18 protein-coding genes are annotated in these 20860 nt (G+C 65.7%); 8 read left to right on the forward strand and 10 right to left on the reverse strand.

All coding sequences use genetic code 11. The annotated features are described in order from the left end of the window. The 6 genes from AADR41_RS28920 to AADR41_RS28945 all read right to left on the reverse strand — a co-directional run. Nucleotides 1–364, reverse strand: a 364-nt coding sequence (locus AADR41_RS28920) for a fumarylacetoacetate hydrolase family protein (RefSeq protein WP_342284345.1), incomplete at its 3' end; no start/stop codon positions are given. Between the two features lie 136 nt (nucleotides 365–500). Beyond that, nucleotides 501–1271 carry a YidC/Oxa1 family membrane protein insertase gene (locus AADR41_RS28925; protein WP_342284346.1) on the reverse strand — a complete coding sequence of 257 codons (771 nt, stop codon included), beginning with the start codon at nucleotides 1269–1271 and terminating at the stop codon, nucleotides 501–503. Between the two features lie 166 nt (nucleotides 1272–1437). Next, complete coding sequence (locus AADR41_RS28930) at nucleotides 1438–1770, reverse strand: DUF6412 domain-containing protein (RefSeq protein ID WP_124723342.1); 333 nt, start codon at nucleotides 1768–1770, stop codon at nucleotides 1438–1440. A gap of 130 nt (nucleotides 1771–1900) precedes the next feature. Then, nucleotides 1901–3436, reverse strand: a complete 1536-nt coding sequence (locus AADR41_RS28935; RefSeq protein ID WP_342284347.1) for a sodium:solute symporter family protein — start codon at nucleotides 3434–3436, stop codon at nucleotides 1901–1903. After that, entirely contained in the window at nucleotides 3433–3591 is a 159-nt protein-coding gene (locus AADR41_RS28940; protein ID WP_124723383.1) for a DUF3311 domain-containing protein, read from the reverse strand. Before AADR41_RS28940 ends, AADR41_RS28935 begins: the two co-directional genes overlap by 4 nt. A 55-nt stretch (nucleotides 3592–3646) precedes the next feature. Next, nucleotides 3647–4459, reverse strand: a complete 813-nt coding sequence (locus AADR41_RS28945) for a class E sortase (RefSeq protein WP_342284348.1) — start codon at nucleotides 4457–4459, stop codon at nucleotides 3647–3649. Nucleotides 4460–4545: 86 nt separating this feature from the next. On the opposite strand from AADR41_RS28945, the gene AADR41_RS28950 reads away from it, so the two are divergent. Next, a complete protein-coding gene (locus tag AADR41_RS28950; protein WP_342284349.1) occupies nucleotides 4546–5553 on the forward strand; it encodes an SEC-C domain-containing protein in 1008 nt (335 codons plus the stop codon). Nucleotides 5554–5595: 42 nt separating this feature from the next. On the opposite strand, the gene AADR41_RS28955 is transcribed toward AADR41_RS28950, so the two are convergent. Continuing rightward, entirely contained in the window at nucleotides 5596–5784 is a 189-nt protein-coding gene (locus AADR41_RS28955) for a hypothetical protein (RefSeq protein ID WP_342284350.1), read from the reverse strand. A gap of 232 nt (nucleotides 5785–6016) precedes the next feature. Continuing rightward, nucleotides 6017–9571, reverse strand: a complete 3555-nt coding sequence (locus tag AADR41_RS28960; RefSeq protein ID WP_342284351.1) for a hypothetical protein — start codon at nucleotides 9569–9571, stop codon at nucleotides 6017–6019. A gap of 256 nt (nucleotides 9572–9827) precedes the next feature. Between AADR41_RS28960 and AADR41_RS28965 the strand changes: the two genes are divergently transcribed. The 7 genes from AADR41_RS28965 (at nucleotide 9828) to AADR41_RS28995 (ending at nucleotide 19048) form a co-directional block, all read left to right on the forward strand. Next, nucleotides 9828–10322 (forward strand): GNAT family N-acetyltransferase, encoded by a 495-nt coding sequence (locus AADR41_RS28965; protein ID WP_342284352.1) that lies wholly within the window; start codon nucleotides 9828–9830, stop codon nucleotides 10320–10322. Between the two features lie 256 nt (nucleotides 10323–10578). Then, on the forward strand, nucleotides 10579–10989 hold the full coding sequence (locus tag AADR41_RS28970; RefSeq protein ID WP_342284368.1) for a very short patch repair endonuclease: 411 nt from the start codon (nucleotides 10579–10581) through the stop codon (nucleotides 10987–10989). Nucleotides 10990–11094: 105 nt separating this feature from the next. Further along, nucleotides 11095–12630 carry an ATP-binding protein gene (locus AADR41_RS28975; RefSeq protein WP_342284353.1) on the forward strand — a complete coding sequence of 512 codons (1536 nt, stop codon included), beginning with the start codon at nucleotides 11095–11097 and terminating at the stop codon, nucleotides 12628–12630. Beyond that, nucleotides 12623–13597, forward strand: coding sequence for a PD-(D/E)XK motif protein (locus AADR41_RS28980; protein ID WP_342284354.1), 975 nt, complete (start codon nucleotides 12623–12625; stop codon nucleotides 13595–13597). Before AADR41_RS28975 ends, AADR41_RS28980 begins: the two co-directional genes overlap by 8 nt. A gap of 69 nt (nucleotides 13598–13666) precedes the next feature. Continuing rightward, the gene (locus AADR41_RS28985) at nucleotides 13667–16540 is read left to right on the forward strand and encodes a Z1 domain-containing protein (RefSeq protein WP_342284355.1); all 2874 of its coding nucleotides are present in this window, start codon (nucleotides 13667–13669) and stop codon (nucleotides 16538–16540) included. 156 nt (nucleotides 16541–16696) lie between these two features. Then, the gene (locus AADR41_RS28990) at nucleotides 16697–17692 is read left to right on the forward strand and encodes a DNA cytosine methyltransferase (RefSeq protein WP_342284356.1); all 996 of its coding nucleotides are present in this window, start codon (nucleotides 16697–16699) and stop codon (nucleotides 17690–17692) included. Between the two features lie 90 nt (nucleotides 17693–17782). Next, nucleotides 17783–19048: a DNA cytosine methyltransferase gene (locus AADR41_RS28995; RefSeq protein ID WP_342284357.1), complete on the forward strand. Its 1266-nt coding sequence runs from the start codon at nucleotides 17783–17785 to the stop codon at nucleotides 19046–19048. Here AADR41_RS28995 and AADR41_RS29000 read toward each other — a convergent pair. Together AADR41_RS29000 and AADR41_RS29005 are read right to left on the reverse strand one after the other, a co-directional pair. Beyond that, a complete protein-coding gene (locus AADR41_RS29000) occupies nucleotides 19037–19954 on the reverse strand; it encodes a DUF6339 family protein (protein WP_342284358.1) in 918 nt (305 codons plus the stop codon). The two genes, AADR41_RS28995 and AADR41_RS29000, sit on opposite strands and share 12 nt — an antisense overlap. Beyond that, complete coding sequence (locus tag AADR41_RS29005; protein WP_342284359.1) at nucleotides 19951–20850, reverse strand: hypothetical protein; 900 nt, start codon at nucleotides 20848–20850, stop codon at nucleotides 19951–19953. Before AADR41_RS29005 ends, AADR41_RS29000 begins: the two co-directional genes overlap by 4 nt. Nucleotides 20851–20860 lie beyond the last annotated feature (10 nt).

Consider the following 20860-nt stretch of genomic DNA (forward strand, 5'->3'; position numbering starts at 1 on the left):
TCCCGCGCGGCACCACCACCGTGACGTCGGGCCCGACGACGGTGTCCGGCGCCTTGAAGAACAGGATCGGCTCGGCCGGTGTCGCCGCGCCCGTCTCGGTGGCGTGGTCGTGGTAGTTCAGCCCGATGCACACGATCTTGCCGATCCGGGCGAGCGGCGGCCCGACCCGCAGCCCCTCGGCGTCGAGCTCGGGCAGTTCGCCGGGCGCGGCCGCGGCGGCCCGTACCCGGGCGAGCGCCGACTCGTCCGCGAGCAGGGCACTGTCGATGTCGGTGACGATTCCCGACAGGTCGCGCAGGGTTCCGTCCCCGTCCAGCAGCGCCGGTCGTTCCGCGCCTGCCGTACCCACACGAAGCAGCTTCAACGGTCTGTCTCCCCTTGGTCGAGATCGGGCCCGTCGGATGGGTGGCGGCCATCGCAGGCTTGTCCGATCGTCCAAGACCTCCGATCACTCCGCAAGACCCTGTTCACACACTGGACCGGCACCCTCGCGTTCGCGGTCACGCCGCGGTGGCGACGGTGGCCCCGGCGGCCGGCATGTCGCGGTAGAGCACGGCCCGCTCGATCGCGGTCCAGGTGGTGCTGGTGACGACGTACAGCGCGGCGGCGAGCGGCACGACGGACACGGTGAACAGGGTGGCGAAGGACATCAGCGGCATCAGCTTCGTCATCGCGCCCATGCCGGGCACCGGCTGCCCGTCGGGGCCGGTGGTCGGAGCGACGGGGTTGGCGGCCATCTGCCGCTTCGTGCGCCGGAAGTTGAACGTGGCCACGGCGGCGACGATCGCGAAGAGGCCGAGGTAGACCAGGCCCTGCGCACCGAACAGCCCGCCGTGCGAGAGCGCGTCGTGCCAGCGCTCGCCGAGCGGGGCGTCGAAGAGCTGGTGGCCGAGGAGCTCGTTGGGCTCGCCGCCGATCTTCTGGCTGGAGAAGAGGTGGTAGAGCAGGAAGAAGGCGGGCATCTGCAACAGGCTGGGCAAACAGCCGGAGAGCGGCGAGACCTTCTCCTCCTTGTGCAGTTCCATGAGCGCCTTCTGCATCCGCTCGGGGTTCTTGCCGTGCTTCTTGCGCAGCGCGGCGATCTGCGGCTGGAGCCTGGTGCGGGCCTTCTGTCCGCGCGCCGCGGCCCGCGACAGGGGGTGCACGGCAAGCCGTACGAGCGCGGTGAACAGCACGATCGCGGCGGCGGCGGACGCGGTCTGGAAGAGCGGGTGCAGCAGATCTGCCAGCGCGCCGACCAGACTGGCGAATGCGGACATGAAGACGGACATGGATGAGCCCTCCGGGGGTCTCGTCGTGCCGGGAGTGAGTACGGACTCGGCATGACGGACCGCGCCGGGCACCGGGGAACGGTGCCCACGAAGCACCCTTGAGTGGTGCCCGCGGGGCACCGGGAAGTGGTGCCCGCCGGGGAGTGGCTGCTATTGCTGCGTGCCCCTACGCGGCCGTCGGAAGGGCACGGCCGGGGGCTCGGGGGCGCCTGCGCCCCTTGGCGTCGGGATCCCGCTGCGGCAGGAACGCGGTGCGTTTCTCCCGGTCGCGGATGGCGGTGCGGACCCGGGTGCGGGGCACCGGGGCGGCGCACCGGGCGCTGATGAGGGAGGCGACGGCGAGCGCGGAGCCGGCGGCGGCGGTCGCGGCGAGCGCGACCGCGGCGGAGAGGCTGCCGCCCTCGGCGAGGAGGACCTCGGTGATGAGGAAGAGCAGCAGTCCGGCGGGGCGGAGCAGCCGGGCGAGGCCACCGCGCAGACGACTCACGTCACCGTTCACGGCCCCTCCCCTCTTCCCCTTCGCGGCCGGTCGGCCGGTCTCGCGCGTGTGCTGTTCGTACGCACGCGCGTCCGATGCTCTCCAGCCGTTATACACGATGGGTCCGGCACACCGGTCCGCCCGGCGGCGGTCAGTGGCTCGTTCCCGCAGGTGCGCCGTCCGGTTCCGGCGCCCGTTCCAAAGCCGGGATCTCGTCCCGTGCGAGCACCTCGTCGTCCGGCCGCCCGTCGTGCTCGCGCGGTCCCGCGTACGTCACCGCGAGGGCGACGACGAGGTTGGCGCCGAGCGCCACGATGCCCGCGTTGACGCCCCAGACCGGGTCGTTCTCCGTGAACACGAACCCGCACACCACGCCCACGCCGACGACCAGCCCGCTCATCGCCCCGAGCAGGGTCAGCCGCCGCCACATCAGCCCCAGCAGCACCATCGGGAGCAGCTGAGCCATTCCCTCGTACGAAATGAGGGAGAGCCGCACCAGGGTGTTCGGGGCGGTGTACGTGAGCAGCAGGGCGAGGCTTCCCGCGATCACGACGACCACTTGCGCGGCGCCCTTCTGCCGCCGCTCCAGGCGGGGGACGAGCGAGAGCACACTGCGCCCCCACATCGTGCCGATGACCAGCATGAAAACGGCCATCGGCACGATCGAGGACAGTGCCGCGGCCACTCCGACGACGCCGACCGTCCAGGCCGGCAGCGAGTCCACGACCAGTTTGAAGAGCGCCAGGTTGGACTCGGCGCCGACGAGCCCCGGCACGACGAAGAGGGCCGCCATGCCGAGCAGCATCGGTACGAAGAGCAGCACGTTGTAGGCGGGCAGCAGCATCGCGTTGCGGCGCAGCACGTCGGCGTTCTTCGCGCCGAGGTAGCCCGCGACGGTCGTCGGGAAGATCACCACGGTGAGCGAGTTGAGGAACGAGGTGGTGATGAACCAGGCCTGTCCGAGTCCGCTGTCCCCGTGCCCGGGGAAGGTCAGCCACTCGCTCTTCTCGGTGACGATCCGGTCGAGGAAGGGCCCGTAGCCGTCGAAGTAGTGCATCGGTACGTAGATGGCGAGGAAGCCGAGCGTGGCGATCACCAGGACGTCCTTGAGCACCGACACCCATGCGCTGCCGCGCAGCCCGCTCACCACCACGAAGCCGGTGGTGACGGCGAAGGCGATGAAGTAGGCCCAGTTCAGGCTGATGACACCGTAGGAGATGGTCGAGACGACCACGCCCATGCCGGTGATCTGGAGCTGGATGTACGGCAGCAGGAAGACGGTCGCGAGGACGGCGACGAGCGCACCGAGCCAGGGCCGGCCGAAGCGGTGCGCGACCATGTCGGTGATCCCGACGAGTCCGTGTCTGCGCGCGTACGCCCAGAGCATCGGGCCGACGACGTAGCCGATGGCGTACCCGCAGGACATGTACGCGACCACGTAGAGCACCGGTGCCCCGTAGTTGTAGCCCCAGCCCGCGGCGCCCAGGTAGCTGAAGCTGGTGTAGCCCTCGCCGGCCATCAGCACCCAGATGAAGACGGTCCCGAGGCTGCGGCCGCCCACCGACCACTCCGCGAGCCCGCCGCCCTCGCCGTTCCCCTTGCGCCGCCCGCGCGTCGCGAGCAGTCCGAGGGCGACGGTGGCGACCATGAAGACCGCGAAGACGGAGGTCGCGACGGTGGCGTTCACCGGCGGTCCCCCCGCCGGGTCAGCCATACGGCGACGGGGGTCAGCAGGGTCGCCCCGAGCAGCCACACGAAGAGGAACGGCAGCCCGAGAATCACCGGGTGGACCCGGTTCACGAGCGGCAGCACCCCCAGGTAGAGCACGTAGGGGACCAGCAACCACAACAACTGCGGACGTCGTCTGAGCACGTCAGGGAACCTTAGTGCGATGCCGCTACCGCGACCGGACATCCACGAGTTTTCCCCATACGACAAGCCGGTACCGGGAGGTGAATTCGGGCGTGCAGGTAGTGAGCGTCACATAGGAACCGGCCTCGGTGTACCCGGTGTAGGGCTTCACATTGCTGCGCGGGACGGCGGCGATGACACCGCCGTCCCGCGGGCTCGTCCGCGCCAGCGTCCGGTCGACGGTGTACGTGTACACGGCGTCCCGGGTCTCGACGTCGATCCGGTCACCGCGCCGCAGCCGGTTGATGTGCCTGAAGGGTTCGCCGTGCGTGTTGCGGTGCCCGGCGAGCGCGAAGTTCCCGGGCCGGCCGGGCTGCGCGGTGCGCGGGTAGTGCCCGACGTACCCCTTGTCGAGGACGCCGCTCTTGCCGATGCCCTGGGCGACGGGCGCGACGAGCCCGAGCCGGGGTATGCGGATGACGGCGTACGCCTGGTCCCAGCGGGGCGCGGAAAACGCGGCGGCACCGCCCTCGCTCTCGCCCTCGTCCGAACGCCCGCCGGACGCACCGGAATCATTGGATCTGCCCGTTCTGCCCGAATCACCCCCGCCCTCACCCCCGGGATCAGAGCCGCCCGTCCTGCTCCCCGGCTCTTCCCCCCACTCCCGCTGAAGGGCCCGCACCTGGTGCTCGGCTCCCGCGCGGGCCTGCCGATTGGTCCACCACAGCTGATGAACAACGAGCAACAACAGGACGACGCCCAGGGTCACCACCAACTCGGCACCCGTCCAGAGCCCGCGCGCGACGACCCTGCGCCCCCGCGAGTTCCGCTGCACCACCACCGGTATCCGCTCCCGCACGGCCGCACGATAGGCCCCCGGACCGTAACTCTCCAGGCCTGGAACAACCCTCCGCCCCGAAGGCGTACAGCAGTACGGTGTGGTCCATGCGCCCCGACACGCCTGCCGACCACACCACCGAAGCCGAGCGCCTGCTGCGCGCCGCGGCGCGGTACCCCGAGGACCGTGAGCCGCTGCTCCTCCAGGCCGCGGCCCATCTGGAACTCGCCGGCGACCGCGCCCGCGCCACCACCCTCTACGACGAACTCCTCGGCTCCCCCGACCTCGGCCTCGACCACCCGCACCTGGTCAAGGCCCTCAACGCGGCCAATCTGTGGGAGTACGGCCACGAGGCGGAGGCCCGCGCGATCATCGAAGGCATCCGTGCCGCGGGACCGCTCGACCCGGGCCCCTGGGAGATCGCCGCCGAGACGCTCGAAGCCCACGACGAACTCGAAGCGGCCCACGACTACTTCTCCACCGCGCTGACACTGCTCCTGGCGCCCGGCGAGGAGGTCCCGTACGCCACCCATTCACTGCTCTTCGGCCGCCACCGGGTGCGCAGGCTGATGGGCGTCGACCACGACGTCTGGGACGAGCTGGCCGACACCCTGCACACCGCGACCGTCCCGCTGGACGAGCTCCACGACCCGAAGCGCCTGTGGTCACTGGGCTCCTCGGACCCGGGCGAGCTCCAGGCCGAGATCACCCGCCTGCGCGCCGAGTTGGGCACCTACCGCACCGCGCTGTCCCGCCCGTTCCCGGTCGCGGTGCTGCACTGGCCGGCCGCCGAACTCGCCGAACTCCTCACCGCCTACCCGGACCTGCGCGACGAGTACCCCTCCCACCCCGGGCACCTGGCCCGCCTGGAGGCCGCTCTGCGCGACCTCCACCAGGCCGGCACCCCGAACCTCGGCATCGTGACCGGCACGATCCCGTCGTACGAGGCGTTCGCCGCCTCGGAGGCCGCCTCCCCGTCCGACCCGGACCTCCTCCCCCAGTACGCCACCACCCTCGCCGCCCGCGGCCGGGCAGTGTCCTGGCCCCCGGCCCGCAGCGCGGCCTGCTGGTGCGGATCGGGGCGGGCCTACCGGGAGTGTCACGGGGGCGAGTGAGACATCGGTGAGGTGCTGGGGCCGGGTTGAGCACACACACGCTCAACCCGGCCCCAGTCCCGCCTCCTCCGCGATCTCGCGGAAGTCGTGCACCATGCGTCGCAGCCATTCGAGATACTCGGCATCGCTGTACAGGACGCGGTCGTGTTTCTTCCAGCGGTAGAGGTAGACGGACCCGTACTGCTTCATGACCGGAATCAGGTCGGGCGGCGGGTCGTCCGCGACAGCCATGACGCACCGGAGCTCATCGGCCGCCTGGTCCGGACTGCGGGCGACCATCGAACGCCAGGAGGCACGGGCCTCGTCATCGGAGGTGTCGAAACAGTAGATCCGCAGCCATGAGATGAAGCATTCGATTCCAGGTGAATTTCCGGTGTATGGATCACTCGGAGACCTGTACTCCTCCACCTGCTTCTTGCGACGCTTTCTCGGTGGCACCAGAAAACACCCGCCCGGTCAATTGTCACTTATTCGGGTAAGACGTGTGGATGTACCAGCCCTGAGGAAAACCTGGGTCGTTACGTATTAGCACGAGAACCCGCGAAGATCCCTCAGCGACAGTGAGAGGCGGCAGCCCCGGGCGCTCGGCGCGCTGGTCACCCGGGTAGAGAGGGCCCCGATAGGTGCCGCCGAGCCATCGCGGGAGCTTCTTCCCTGCATCCGGCACCGCACTGTTGAGCACCAGGGCGAACCCGACACCGGACGGGAAGTTCGGCGCCGGGTCCCCGCCCTTGGCGATCGTGTATCTGACCGTGCCGAGCCAATTCCCGTGCAGCCACCCCGATATCGCCCCGTCCGCCTCCGAGAGACTTTCGAAGTAGCTGGACCGGGGTGGCACCCTTTCTCCCGGATACCCCTCGATCAGACGTACGGCGAGCGCGGCCTTGGCACCGGTGACCGTGCGCCCGTTGGAGATGGTGAACCCGGCCAGATATCCCTTCCCCTTGATGTGCTTCTCGTAGGTATGGCCGCCGAGCCCCTCTTCTCCCCGCAGTGTGTTGAAGCGCGCCTGCAAGCCGTCGTGAACACCGAGCAAGGCATCGAGCAAGGGCCGTTTCAGACTGTGTCTGGAGCAGAGGTTCTTCCGTGCGCGATCGGCGCGCACCATGGCATCGTTCGCGTTCTCGGCAGGATGGAAGCGGTTCTTCTCCAGGGCGTAGCGCCACAGATCGTCGTCGGGCAGGTTCTGGAACACTGTGATGAGCTGACCGAGAGAGTGCGCCACGTACGGCGGCGCCGGCCCGAGCTGGAAGCTCGGGGTGGTCATGGTCTGGACGTGCACCTTCTCCGTGTGGTCCGTCCTGCTCTCCGTGACCAGATGGAGCGAGGGGACCTTGTTCCGCCTGGCAATCGCGGAAATCCCGCTGAGGGCGTCCGCCTTGGCGGGGTTCTTGGCAAGCAGCTTCGACGATTCGTCGATGGCCTGCCGCTCATTCCCCTTCTTGCCGTCGCCGTTGTCCTGCCCGGGCTTCTTGTCGTCGCCCTTCCCGTCTTTTCCGTTCTTCCCTTTGAGTTTGTTCCAGAGCGCTCTGCCTTTCTTGGCGATGAATCCGACGATTTTGTCGATGGCCCGGTTGACGGGTCTGGCGACGGCGTGGAAGACGGATTTGACCTTGTTGGCGAGGGATCCGATGCCGAGGAGCGAGGCGAGGAAGCCGATCAGCAACGGCACACTGGCGGCGAGGGCGGCCTCGACCATCTTCGGGACACCCGCCGAACCCCCGTTGGCGATGGCGATGACCGCGTCCAGGACGGCGTTGACGAACTCCACGATCTGGGCGCCCTGGTTCACGATGAACGTGACGATGTCGATGATTCCCTTGACCGCGCGGACGAACGCGGAGGCGGGGTTGAGGAGGGAGATGATCCAGGTGATCCCGGCGATGATGACGGTGGGGATCAGATAGCTGGTGAGCTTTTCGAGAATGGTGGCCTTGAGGTCGCCGGCCTCCGACTCGATCTCCTTGACGGCCCCCGCGGGGCCCTCGGCGGCGAGTTTCTTCGCAACGGGGACGGAGGACTCGACAGCGGTCATGGCCTGGTCGGGGATGCCCTTGCGGGTGATGCGGGCGCGGATGTTGGCCCAGGTCAGGCCGAGGAGGGAGCCGATGAGCTGGATGATGCCCTTGAGATCGAAGCGCTGCGGAAGTTCGAGACCGGCCTTGACGGCGGTGCCGAGGAGCCAGGACACGACACCGGTCTTCAGATGTTCGGCGATGTTGGTGACGAAGAGCTGAAGCCCGGCACCCACGGCCTTGACCAGGTTGCCCAGGAACCCGATGGGGTCCTTGATGATCTTCATGATCGCGGAGGCGGCCTTGGCGAGGATGCCGAGCAGCAGGTTCTTCAGCTCGTTGATCGTCTTGATGACACCGACGATCGCGTCCTTCGCCTTGTCGATCAGGCCCTTGTTGGCCTCCTGGAGCTTCTTGATCTCCTCGTCGACCTTGTTCAGGGCCGCGGTGTACTTCTGCGCGAGGTCCTGAACGAGTTGCTCGGACTTCTCGTTGACCGTGGCTTCCAGGTCGTCGAACTTCCCCGCGAAGTCCTTGGCTGCGTCCTCGCCGAACTGACGCAGATCGGCAGGGAGCTTGTCGACCTCCGCCTTCAGCTCCGCCCGCCCCTTGGCGATACGGGCCTTCGCACGCCCGAGCTCGGCACCGATGATGTCGGCGACGGAGGCGATGACCGTCTGCATCTTCGCGACGTAGAGCTTGCGCGCCTCCTGATAGAGGTTGTTGGCCTCCTTCGGCAGCCCCGCGAACTTGTCCTTGACCCAGCGGGCCTTGCCCGTCCACCCCGAGTACCGCTTGTCCTTGTACGCCTTCATCCGGCGCTTGTGATCAGCGGTGAACGCGTCCCGAGCCGCCTTCTCGCCCGAGGTGAACTTGTCGTCGACCTTCTTGTCCAGGCCGGACAGGGTCTCCTCGACGTCCTTCTTCGTCCCGTCGTAGACCTTCTGGAGCTTCGCCGTGACCTCGGCGCGCTTCTTCTCGTCCTTCGACTTCGTCTCGCCCTTGCCACCGTCGACCCGCTTGCCTGCGGAGGCCCGGGTGGCGGTCAGCGCGTTCATGGCCTGCGCCCCGGAGGCCGCCGCGCCCGCCTTGGCCGTGGAGAGCTGCTGGGCCTCGGCCGCCTTCCCCTTCGCGGGGGCCTTCGCGGAATCTGCCTCGGCGGTCTTCTTCGCCGAGAGAGCCTGATCGAATTCCGGTTCGTTGCCCTTGGCGAGCTGGTCCTCGGTGACCTCGGCGTCCGCCATCGCCTGATCATTGGCGGCCGGCCCCTCGGAGAAGTCCGTCACGGAAGCGGGCTGCTGGGCGGGCACGGCATCGGCGGCGGCCGGCGCCCCCGGGTTGGCGGGCGGCTGGTCCGGGGACATCGGGGTGACGGGCTTGTCCTTGGCCGCCGACGTATCGGGCGGGGCCTTGGTCGCCGTGTCGATGTCCTTGGACGAGGACTCCTTCCCGTCCTTGACCTTCCCGTCGACCTCGCCCTTGATCTTGTCCGCCTTGCCGGACTTGGAGAACTTGTCGGCGTCGTCGAGGTTCTTCGGGGCCTGGGCGTCGATCGCCTTGTTCACCGCGTCGATGAACGCCTGCTTGTTGAACTCGCCGGGCTTCGCCGCGTTCATCTTCTCCGTGTTGGCCGCCTTGCCCTGCGCCTCCTTGTCGTCGGGCGGCGCGACCGCCGCGTCCTGCGCCGACTTCGACTCGGTGGCGGCGGGCGCGTGATGCGACAGACGGACCCCCTTCGCCGCCACATCCGCCTTCACCTTGCGGAAACCGGGGGCCTGCGCCGGCGACGGCTTCACCGGGGCCGTGTACCGCTGCGCGACCAGACGGGAGACGGCCGCGTTGCCCGCCGCACGCTGAAGCCGTTGCAGGCTGCGGGGATCCGGAGCCTGCCGGTCCCCGGCCGGGCGCACCGGTGCCGTCACCGTCGTACGGGCGACACCCGGATGGGCCGGAGCGGGAGCGGAACGGGCAGAGGCGGGGTCCTTCTCCGGAACCGCCTTCATCAGCCCTCCCGGCCCGTCGCTGCCGCGTACCCCGCCGTGCCGGCCAACTCGCCAAGGAGAAACATACGAAGCCCGGGAGGCCCTACGGAAGACCAACTCCTTTATGACTCAAGGGACTTGCCTCAACGGGCACCTCTCACTGCACGAACGGGAAAACGGAAGCACACACCCTTGAAAGCCACGCAGTCACCGCCCCTCCCGGGGCCTGCCGACAAAAGAAATCCACCCGACGCCCCGCAATCCATATGGTTCTGCCATGCCCGAACTCCAGCGCCTCCGCCCCGACCACGCGCCCGCACTGCTCGCCTTCGAGCGGGAGAACCGCACGTACTTCGCCGCATCCGTACCGGACCGGGGCGACGCCTACTTCACCGACTTCGCCGCTCTCCACACCGCCCGGCTCGCCGAACAGGCCGCCGGGATCTGCCACTTCCACCTGCTGGTCGACGCGGACGGAGAGGTGCTGGGCCGGTTCAACCTGGTCGACGTCGCGGACGGCTCCGCCGACCTGGGCTTCCGCGTGGCGGAGAAGGCCACCCGCCGCGGCCTGGCCACGGCCACCGTCCTCCACCTCTGCACCCTGGCAGCCACGGACTACGGCCTGACCACCCTCCGCGCGGCCGCCGCCCTCGACAACACGGGCTCCCGCACGGTCCTGACCCGCGCGGGCTTCGCCCCGACGGGGGAAGAGGTCCAGCTGAGCGGGCGGCCGGGGCTGTATTACGCACGCAGCACGGCGGGAACGGCCTGAAAAGGAGGGACTCCCGCAGCTCTCGTGCACCGCAGTTGATCAGTTCTGCGCACCCGGGCCCCGGCGAAGGCGCGGGGTCCACATTCCGAACGACCTCGCATTCATCAGTTCCAAGATCAGGCACTCTCGGTGTCTCACGCCACCACTGCTCGCGGGCACCTCTGCCATACAGGGGCGCTCCCCCTTCCCGACACCCCGCCGGCACAATGTAAGAGTGTCCGAAGCCATCCCTTCTTCCCCCGCAGTCTCGGCCCGCATGAGTCGCCAGGGCTCCCGAGACACGGCCCCGGAGGTCGCGGTCCGGAAGCTGCTGCACGCGGCCGGTCTCCGCTATCGCGTCAATACGCCTGTTCCCGGGATGCCTCGACGCACCATCGACATCACCTTCGGCACTGCCAAGATCGCGGTCTTCATGGACGGCTGCTTCTGGCACGGTTGCCCCCAGCATGCCACGCAACCGAAATCCAACGCCGAATGGTGGCGCGTCAAGCTGGCCAAGAACATGGCCCGCGATCGTCAGACGACCGAGCACTTGGAGGCAGCGGGTTGGACGGTGCTGCGCTTCTGGGAACACGAGGATCCGAAGGCCGTGGCACGCACCGTGGCCGCAGCCAGGGAGGCCGTCACCTGCCGGAAAAGTCGCTCGCGCCCGCAATCACAGACCTGAAGCCCTCTTGAGTACCCCTCTTCCAGGCTTCGACGGTGTTGTCACACACCTGCACTACGGTCACCATTGATCGTATTAGTCATCAGTGATCTCCAAGGCGATGAAATGACCCAAAACTGGCAGTTCGATGTCCCCACAGCTGGGAGCAAGCGCCTTCCGCCAGACGCGCGGTACATGGAGGCACTGAGCAGCCAGGGGTACGGTTTCGAAGTTGCGATCGCCGACCTCGTCGACAACTCCATCGACGCCGGAGCAAAAGACGTAGTCATCCACTTCCTACGTGACGGCGACCAACTGGTCAGCCTTCTCGTTGTGGACGACGGGGTGGGAATGAGCGACGACCAACTGGATGTCGCGATGACGGTCGGTGGCCGCCGCGGCTACAACACGAACGCTCTCGGCATGTTCGGAACCGGCTTGAAGTCCGCTTCCCTGAGCCATGCTTCCGCGGTCACCGTGGTGAGCACGACGAAGCGCACACGTAGCGCAGGGCGTCGGTGGCTGATGGAACGCGCTGTCTCCGGGTTCGAATGCGACATCGTCGACCCCGGCTACGCCCAGCAGCTCATCGATCGCTACGACAACGCGCGCCCCATCCTCTGGCAGGGCACAGTCGTTCGCTGGGACGGCGTGAAGGACTTTCCCAAGCACGGCGGCGGCGGGCAGACGGACCGATACCTGCACCGCACCATCAACAAGCTGGGTCTACACCTCGGTCTCCATCTGCATCGCTTCCTGGAGCGCGACGAGTTCAACATCACGATCGCCGTCGAGGACGTGCGAACGGGAACGATCTACATGAACTTCGGCGTCGAGCCCCTGAACCCATTTGGATACCCGGTCTCGGGTGACCACGAGTACCCACGAAAGTTCAAGGCATCGGTTCCTTCGATCGGCGATCTCACCCTGGATGCACACATCTGGACGCCGAAGTCCAACCTCGACGAATACAAGGCCGTCGGCTCGGTCCTGGATCGGCAAGGTTTCTACTTCTACCGCCATGACCGCCTCGTACAAGCAGGCGGCTGGAACAACTTCCGCCAGCCCGAGCAGCATCTCGCTCTCGCCCGCGTGGCAATCGACCTCCCCTCCCATCCCAACGATGTCTTCCGCCTCACCGTGAAGAAGTCGGGCGTCGAGGCGTCCCCCGAGTTCACCTCGGCTCTGGAGCACGCCTCCGGAGCCGGCGACCACACCTTCCTGACCTACTTGGCAGCAGCCGACGCGACGTACCGCGATGCCCGCAAGCGCGCGGGAACCGTACGCAGAGCAGTTGTTCCACCGGGCAAAGGCTTCGATCCGGCAGTGCGCGAGACAATCGAGGACGAACTTCCTCTGCTTCAGCACGAAGAGCCGATCTCGGTCCGCTGGCAGAGGCTCAGCAACGAGTTCTTCTTCGAGATCGACCGCGAAGACCGCACGATCATCTTGAATCAGCGCTACCGGGCGGCGATTCTGGGCGGCCGCCGCGGCGGGCTCAACGACGCCCCGCTGATCAAGTCCTTGATGTACATGCTTCTCCACCAAGTGTTCGAGAAGGAGTACAGCGGCAGTCGCGAGAAGGACAATCTCCAGTTGTGGCAGTCGATCCTTGTCTCGGCCGCCCGTACCGAACTCGCCAGAGGGGCCGACGATGACTGAAGGGCCATACGTCCCGTGGAGCTCTGTCGAGCACTTTCTCGGTGCGAGCCAGACCACTTCCTACAGGCTTTCCGCGCCCGCTGCCCACCCCGAGGTCTCGTATGTTGTGGGCGACGAGGGCAAGGACATTGCCCTGTACGTGGAGCTGGATCGCCGCAGCAGACCGCCGATCTCACCGCTGCCGCTGATTCGCATCGACCAGATCGCCGAGCGCGGCATGCGCATGGCCCGCATCAGAACGACTCAAGCAACACTCGTCCGCGACTTCCACGACCTTCTCAACGCGGTCGCGGACCGGATCGTCACACACGATCGATCCCTGGACCAGGCTTTCGGGGAGACGGTCCGTTCGTGGAGCGCCCTGCTGAACCGTCCTCGGGGACTGGGGACGGAGAAACGTATCGGACTGATCGGTGAGCTGTCCGCTCTGTCCGCCATCGCCCGTTCCACGGACTGGCAGACTGCGGTCGAGTCCTGGAAGGGCCCGTGCGGCGAGGAACACGACTTCGGCCTGCCCGGCTTCGATGCCGAGGTGAAGACCACTTCCTCCGAACACGCCCGGCACACCATCCACGGGCTCGGACAACTCACCCCCACCGATGGCCGCCCACTGTGGTTGGTATCGCTGCAGGTCACCCGGGGCGGAGCAGACGGACGTACGCTTACGGACTGCGTCCGATCGGTACGAGATCAAGTAACCGAGCGAGCTCCGGCTGCTCTCGACCGGCTGGAGCAACAGCTGACGGCAGCGGGCTGGGACCCCGAGCACCCGGACGACGAACGGTGGCACCTGCGCCATGCTCCAATCACCCTCGCCGTCGACGAGCGATTCCCCCGCATGGACAGCGACTCGATCCCTGCGCAATACCGAGACCGCATACGTGACGTCACGTACACCCTCGACGTGAGTGGCATCGCATCGTCCCCCGAGGCACCCACCGTTCTGACCGACTTCCTTCTCCCATAAGGCCGAGGATCACCGTTGCACCCCACAGAAGCACTCCGGCTCGCGCTCCACACCTCGGCACTCGCAGGCATGGACAACCGTCCGAAGAATCTCCACCGGGCTCTGGCCTACCAGTCCGAGGACGAAGGTCCGGAGGCCGGCCCTCTCTGCACCGAACACGACTTCCGCACCACGTTGAACAGCGCCCACCCCGCCGACCAGTTGGTGGAACTGTGGCGCAAACAGCTCACACAGTGGGACTACTCGGAGACCCCTACATGGTCTTCCACCGAACCTCGCACAGACGAACGCCGAGTCGCTGTCCTCACACTCCTCGGGCTGTCCACCGATGTGCAGAAGCTCCTGAACTCACTGATTCCCGTGCCCAGGGCATCCGGACCGGTTGTGATCAGCGAGGACTTCACCCCCTGGTACACCCCTCAATCCCAGCAGGGCCGTAGCTGGTACTGGCCTGCATACAAGAAACTGCTCGCCGAGAAGAAGAGCTTGCCCGAAACTTCCATCGCCGCCCTGGACGCCTCCTCGGACCGCGTCGTCGAGCGCCTCGCCGACCCGACCGCAGAGACTGCCTATCAGGCCAAGGGTCTGGTTGTCGGCCATGTCCAGTCCGGGAAGACTGCCAACTTCACGGGCGTCATCGCGAAGGCTGTGGACGCCGGCTACCGCCTGGTCATCGTGCTGGGCGGAACTCTCAACCTCCTGCGCGCCCAGACGCAACGGCGCCTGGACATGGAGCTCGTCGGACGCGAGAACATCCTGCGAGGAGCCGCTGAGTACGAGTCCGACTACGCCGACGACCCTGCCTGGCTGCAGGGTGATTTCCTGTCTCACAAAGGGATGCCCTCCGCCCTCGGCGGCTTCGACATCGTTCGTATGACCACCAGGGACAACGACTACAAAAGCCTGCTCCAGGGCATCGTCGCCCTGGAGTTCGAAAAGCAGGAGCCGGCCCTTCCCCTGCATCATCCTCGTAACCTCCATCGCGCCTCGGCCCGACTGATGGTGGTCAAAAAGAACAAGTCGGTGCTCGCCAAGCTGGTAAAAGATCTCAACAAGATCAAGACACCATTGGCTGAGATTCCCGTCCTGATCATCGACGACGAGTCGGACGAAGCCTCCGTCAACACCTCCGACCTCAGCAAGCCCAATACCGAACGCACCGCCATCAACGAGAAGATCTCGGAACTTCTACGCATCCTCCCTCGCGCCCAGTACGTCGGATACACGGCCACACCATTCGCAAATGTTTTTATCGATCCGAGCGACGCCGAGGACATCTTCCCGAAAGACTTCATCATCTCGTTGCCGCGACCTGCCGGGTACATGGGAGTTCACGATTTTCATGATCTCGACTCCCCCATTTCCCCCGGTGATCGAACCATCGCCAACTCCAACGAGAAGGCACACGTCCGCGACATCCGTCTCTCTTCGCACGACGACGATTCTGCGCTCCAGGACGCCATGGACATGTTCGTCCTGACAGCCGCGATGAAGCTCTACCGTGCGGCAAACGGTCTCGGTGACCGAATCTTCAGGCATCACACCATGCTCATCCACGAATCGGTGCGCACGGCCGACCACCGTGAACTTCACGATCGTGTACGTAAGTTGTGGTGGAACTCCGGCTACACGGGCCCTGCCGGACATGGGCGCCTGCGCACGCTCTTCGACACCGATCTCTCTCCCGTTTCCCAGATCCGTGCCGACGGTTGCGCAGTGCCCACGACGTACGACGATCTCTCACCGTATGTCGGCGCAGCCGCCATACGCATCGGAGGGGACGACCAGCCGATCATCGTCGTCAATGGAGACAGCGACCTGAAGGCCGGCGGTGACGCGGACTTCGACAAGCGCCCAATCTGGAAGATCCTCATCGGCGGCCAGAAACTCGCCCGCGGTTTCACCGTCGAGGGACTCACGGTCACCTACTACCGCCGCCGAGCGAACAACGCGTCCACCCTGATGCAGATGGGCCGCTGGTTCGGCTTCCGGAAGGGGTATCAGGACTTGGTGCGACTGTACGTGGGTCGAGAAGAGTCAATGGGTAAGAAGGAGATCGATCTTTACGAGGCGTTCGAGGCGATCTGCAGGGACGAAGAAACTTTCCGCGACGAATTGCAACGGTATGCAGAGCTGGTCGACGGAAGGCCTCAGGTCACGCCGGCAGAGGTCCATCCGTTGGTGACTCAGCACCTCTCCTGGCTCAAGCCGGCGAGTGCGAACAAGATGTACAACACCCGGGTGGTCAAGATGCGTTCTGCAGGCCGGTGGGAGGAACCGACGGCCTACCCCACCGACGCGCCGTCACTTCGCCACAACACTGCCCTGTGGATGCCAGTGCTCGATTCCCTGTCGGCAGCCCCGAGCACATTCGCCTACAGCTTCGGCGGAACCGAAATCCAACATCAGTTCAACGCCCTGACCGGAAACCTCGCACCCAGCGATTTTCTCTCACTGCTTCAGGTCCTGAAGTGGGAAAATTCAAGTCACTTCGAACCTCACCTCGCATACCTCGAAGAAATCAGCGGGTCGTCTCCGGCAAAGGTGGACGACTGGCTCGTCCTGGCGCCGCAGCAGGCTTCCAGCCAGAAGCAGATCTCCATCGGCTCGTCGCCTCGAGCCGTCTCATGGTTCGGCCGTCAGCGCCGACGCGAAAACGTGTTCGGTGCCATCAGTGAGCCGAAGCATCGTGCGGCGGCCCGACGGATCGCAAACGCTCTGCCGTACGGAGGGAATGCCACGACGGAGAGGTTCGTTGCCGAACGCCGGGGCGTGATCGCCCTCTATCCCGTCGTGGAACCGGAGGCACGCGCCGAGCTCGAGACCTCAAGGAGGATCGACCCCGAGAAAGTCGTGATGGCATTCACCTTCGTCGCGCCCGCGTCCGCGCGCAGCAGCGACGGCAAGGTGGTCGTTTTCTCGACGATCGACTCCTCCCGGTAGCGACAGCAGGTCGGCAGGACCTCGTGCCGGACCCGGGACTGGGCCGCGTACGGCGGTGTGGCGCACGCCGATCCGTACGCGGCCCGATACCTGACGTCAAGTCCAGGGCCGCTCCTACGATGTACCGACCAGGAAACGGGGCAGGGAGGGCAAAGCGTGCTGGAACAGCGGTTCACAGCAATCGAGTTGTGTGCAGGAGTCGGAGGGCAGGCACTGGGACTGGAGCAGGCCGGGTTCGAGATCGTTGCCGCCGTCGACATCGACGGAGACAGCTGCGCCACGCTGTCACTCAACCGTCCCGATTGGTACATCGTCCGCGACGACCTGAATCGGATCGAGCCGGTGGATCACGACGCGCTCGATCACGCCGACCTGCTGAGCTGTGGCCTGCCTCGCTCTCCATACAGCATCGCGGGAAAGCAACTCGCCACGAGCGACAAGCGTGACACTCTGCAGGCCACTCTCGACATGGCCGGCTACATCAGGCCCCGAGTCCTCCTCCTGGAGAACATTCCCGCCTTTCTCCAAGCCCCCAAGTTCGAAACAGAACGAAAGGCCGTGAACGAAGCCGTCGAGGACCTCGGCTTCGAGATGGTCTCCGCCGTTCTGACTGCCACTGACTTCGGCGTACCCCAGCAGCGAGCTCACGGCTTCGTCGTCGCCATGCACGCCGAAGATCTCGCCCACTTCTCCTGGCCGTCTCCGAACCAGGAGCGCTGCCCCACGCTCGGAGAGGCGCTCTTCGAGTCAATGGCTTCGGAGGGGTGGCCCGAAGCCGCCGACTGGGCGGCGCGCGCAATGGAGCCCGCTCCTCTGATCATGGGCGGAGCGACGGGGAGAGGAGGAGCCGACCTCGGCGCCAAACGGACAAAGGCCGTCTGGGCCCGATGGGGCATCTGGGGCGGAACCGTTGGCAACTCGGTGCCAGGGCCCGACTTTCGACTGAACTACGACGCCGCCCCGAAAGACGGACTGGCCACGATCACCGTGCCTCAGGTCGCCCTGCTCCAGGGGTTCTCCGGCGATTGGAAGATCCACGGCCGGAAGACCTCCGCCTACCGCCAGATCAGTCAGACCACACCACCGCAGGTTGCCGCCGCCCTCGGCCGACAGATCCTGACCGCTCTACGCAACTCGACGCGAACAACTTAGTGTTTTTGCCCGAACACTTTGAGTATCAATTTTCCAGGCTTTCCGAGGCGGTCGGCTACCAACCCGAAGATCCCAGTAGACTCTCGAAACATGTCCACCACCTCGACTGATACCATCTCGGCCTCGACTCCGGCCTTGGCCGCGACCAAGGTGGTTGAGCCCATCAAGGTGGTTGACCTGTTCTCGGGCGCGGGCGGGTTCTCCGCCGGTTTCCGCGCCTACGAACCCGCAGGCCCCGGTTCCTCACCCTTCCAATCGGTGGCGGCCGTCGAGTTCGACGAGGCTGCAGCTGCGACCTACTCGGCGAACTTCGGGGCCGCCCATGTCGCCAATGTCGACATCACCACGTGGGATGCACGACCCTACGAGGGGCAAGTGGATGTCGTCATGGGCGGACCTCCCTGCCAGGGATTTTCCGGACTCAACAGGGACGATCCGGAGAAAAAGCCTCCCAAGGCGGACGATCCGCGAAACTTGCTCTGGCGCGAATACATGCGCGTGGTCACAACGATCAAGCCCAAGATCTTCGTCCTGGAGAACGTCGATCGTTTCCTGAAGTCCCAGCAGTTCGAGGATCTCAGAACGGCAACCGAGGACGGCGGAGAGCTGTCTGCCTACTCTCTCCGCTGGCAGGTTCTCAACGCAGCGGACTACGGCGTACCTCAGGCTCGGAGACGAGCCATCGTCATCGCGACACGCAAGGACCTGGGTGTCCCGCTGGAACACCCGAAGCCCACACACGCCCGGAATGCGGCAGCCCAGCAGCCCACCCTCGACGGCAGCGAAGAGTCCTCGGACCAGCCGGCCCAGTGGGTGCCTGTCGGAGAGGCAGTCTTCTCACGCACGCCTGCGACCACAAACGTCGTGAACCTTCCGGATCGCAGCGACAAGCCGCTCGGCGTCGACCTCCCCGGGCCGTATCTGACCACCGAGCTCCACGTCGGGCGTACGCCTACCGCCCTCTCTCTAGCGCGTTACAGGGCAATCGAACCCGGAGGCAATCGCCACAACCTCCGCGGCAAGTGGGCCACGGTACTCGGTGAGGAAAAGTACCTGTCCACATCAAGCTGGGACCAACACAACAGCGGTTCCGGCGATGTCATGGGCCGTATGTACGAGGACCGCCCGTCGGTCACCATCCGCACAGAGTTCTACAAGCCGGAGAAGGGGCGCTACCTGCACCCGGCCGAGGACCGCCCGATCACCCACTATGAAGCAGCCCTGATTCAAGGGTTTCCTCCTGACTTCAAATGGTTCGGCAGTAAAGTTCAGATTGCCCGGCAAATCGGCAATGCGGTCCCGGTCGGCCTGGGCCGCGCACTGGCCCAGGCCATCCATGAACGGCTAGACACCTGAGATTTGCGTGGCGTCGCCGGCATCGCGCCCGTCGGCGACCCGGCCCTTGCCCCTGACCGGCGCGTCAGCGAAAAGCTTCTCGAACCAGGCCGTCAAGATTTCTGCCGAGTTGCTGGGAACGCTGCCGTCGCACGGCCCCTGAGGCAGGGTGTCGTATTGGATCTCGGGCCCCTCCCCTGCGGCGAGAATCCAATCCTGCAGAGCATCGGCATCCTGCAGCTCATCGGGGGCCAACGCCTCGTACACCAGGGTCACGCCGGCGGCGTTTGCGACCGAAACAGCAGCGTTCACGTCCCTCCCCGTACGGACGACGTCCCGGAATTGCAGTCTCAAAAGCGCCTGCGCGGTGGGGCGGTGCTGAATGATCTCTGTCCGCAGAACCGTATTCAGCATGTCTTGATTTCCGCAGGCAAGTTCGACGGGGCCGTAGTTCTTACCGTCCCGAAACAATTCTGCCGCCCACCACAGCCGGGAGAAGCACTGGATATCCCAGCGCCCCGAAAATCGAGCTGCCTGTCCCACCTCCCGGCCACTCTCGCCACGACCCCATCGCCACTGAACATAATCTGGCGCCAGACACAAGCCGATGAAATTCCAGAGGCTCGTGTCCGAAGCCTCCGCCCTTGTCAGGCGCAGCGTGTAGTGGAGCCGCGGAGCCAACCAGGCATCGCTGGCTGTCGGCGCAGTGTCTGCAAAGCGGCGCATCGCCTCCGTGAGCAACTCACGCAACGGACCGGCATCCCAGCGCCTACTTTCATCAATCGGGTCCTCCACTTTATCCTTCAGGGAAGAGAAGGAGAGAATCTCGTACCCTTGAAGAACACGCGGTGTGATCGCTCGGGCAGCCGCAGCATCCGAAAGCCGGCCCACCCTCTCCGGAATCTCCAAATCTCTTCCTGCGCTCACACGTTTTCCTTCGAATCAGCCATGCGCGCCAAGGTTCGCACAGAACTCGCCACAGTCTTTTGTTTTTTGGAATGAAGGGTGGCCGAGTGCATCAACCGTGCGTGCAGGTCGGAACCACTCTCGCCCTTGACTCTGCGATTGACGAGCTCGACGAGTGCCTCGTCCGGAGAAATATCGGGGAAGAAGTCCGGGAGCATGCGCCGCAGAACATCCTCCTGCCACCCTCCGGGCCATTCCGGTTCCCCGCCCTCCACAGTGCTGGCATAGAGTGCAGAATTGAACATGGCCGTCCAGGCCTCGGATGCAATTTGCGTCGCCATGACTTCACGTACAAGTTTCCGCTCCGCACTCGACGCACTGTCGAGTACCGCCCGAAATCCTTCCAGTGAAGAATTCAGATAGAGCACCGGATCGCCCGATTCCGCATCGAGGATCCACGGGTCGTCGCGGAATTCCTTGAGGAACGGGTGATCGGGAAAGTCTTTCCAGACCATCTTGATGCTTCGCTGTCGCGTGGGTTGCTTGGCTTCAAAGTCCGCGCTCCAGCGATTCTCTGCCCAGCCGACCAGACGTCCGCCCACCCCCTCCACCTCGGCCGCGATCCAGGCATCGATCTCGCAACGTCCGACGTGCTCACCCCGGCGCAACTCCACTTCGCCGCTCCAGCGTCCCGCGCCCTCGTCATGAAGGGGGAATGAGAGACGGACGTTGGTCCTACGGTTTCGAACGACAGCCACGCATTCGACGGACTCCCAAACACCCGCAGCCAACTCGTCCGGATCGGCCTCTACCGACACCTTGACCCTTATTTCACTCCAATCCCGCTTGATGGAGTGAAGGGCAATTACACGCTCGTCATCGGATATGAGGTTGAGGTTCAGCTTGATGTTGTCCACCCATACCTCA

Source organism: Streptomyces sp. CLV115 (genome assembly GCF_038448545.1).
GTDB lineage: Bacteria > Actinomycetota > Actinomycetes > Streptomycetales > Streptomycetaceae > Streptomyces > Streptomyces sanglieri.

Bases quoted from the DNA above. Each gene is read 5' to 3' on its own strand.
- AADR41_RS28985 (WP_342284355.1), top strand. From the start codon at position 13,667: ATGGACAACCGTCCGAAGAATCTCCACCGGGCTCTGGCCTACCAGTCC.
- AADR41_RS28925 (WP_342284346.1), bottom strand. From the start codon at position 1,271: ATGTCCGTCTTCATGTCCGCATTCGCCAGTCTGGTCGGCGCGCTGGCA.
- AADR41_RS28960 (WP_342284351.1), bottom strand. From the start codon at position 9,571: ATGAAGGCGGTTCCGGAGAAGGACCCCGCCTCTGCCCGTTCCGCTCCC.
- AADR41_RS28950 (WP_342284349.1), top strand. From the start codon at position 4,546: ATGCGCCCCGACACGCCTGCCGACCACACCACCGAAGCCGAGCGCCTG.
- AADR41_RS28975 (WP_342284353.1), top strand. From the start codon at position 11,095: ATGACCCAAAACTGGCAGTTCGATGTCCCCACAGCTGGGAGCAAGCGC.
- AADR41_RS28970 (WP_342284368.1), top strand. From the start codon at position 10,579: ATGAGTCGCCAGGGCTCCCGAGACACGGCCCCGGAGGTCGCGGTCCGG.
- AADR41_RS28995 (WP_342284357.1), top strand. From the start codon at position 17,783: ATGTCCACCACCTCGACTGATACCATCTCGGCCTCGACTCCGGCCTTG.
- AADR41_RS28955 (WP_342284350.1), bottom strand. From the start codon at position 5,784: ATGGCTGTCGCGGACGACCCGCCGCCCGACCTGATTCCGGTCATGAAG.
- AADR41_RS28965 (WP_342284352.1), top strand. From the start codon at position 9,828: ATGCCCGAACTCCAGCGCCTCCGCCCCGACCACGCGCCCGCACTGCTC.
- AADR41_RS28980 (WP_342284354.1), top strand. From the start codon at position 12,623: ATGACTGAAGGGCCATACGTCCCGTGGAGCTCTGTCGAGCACTTTCTC.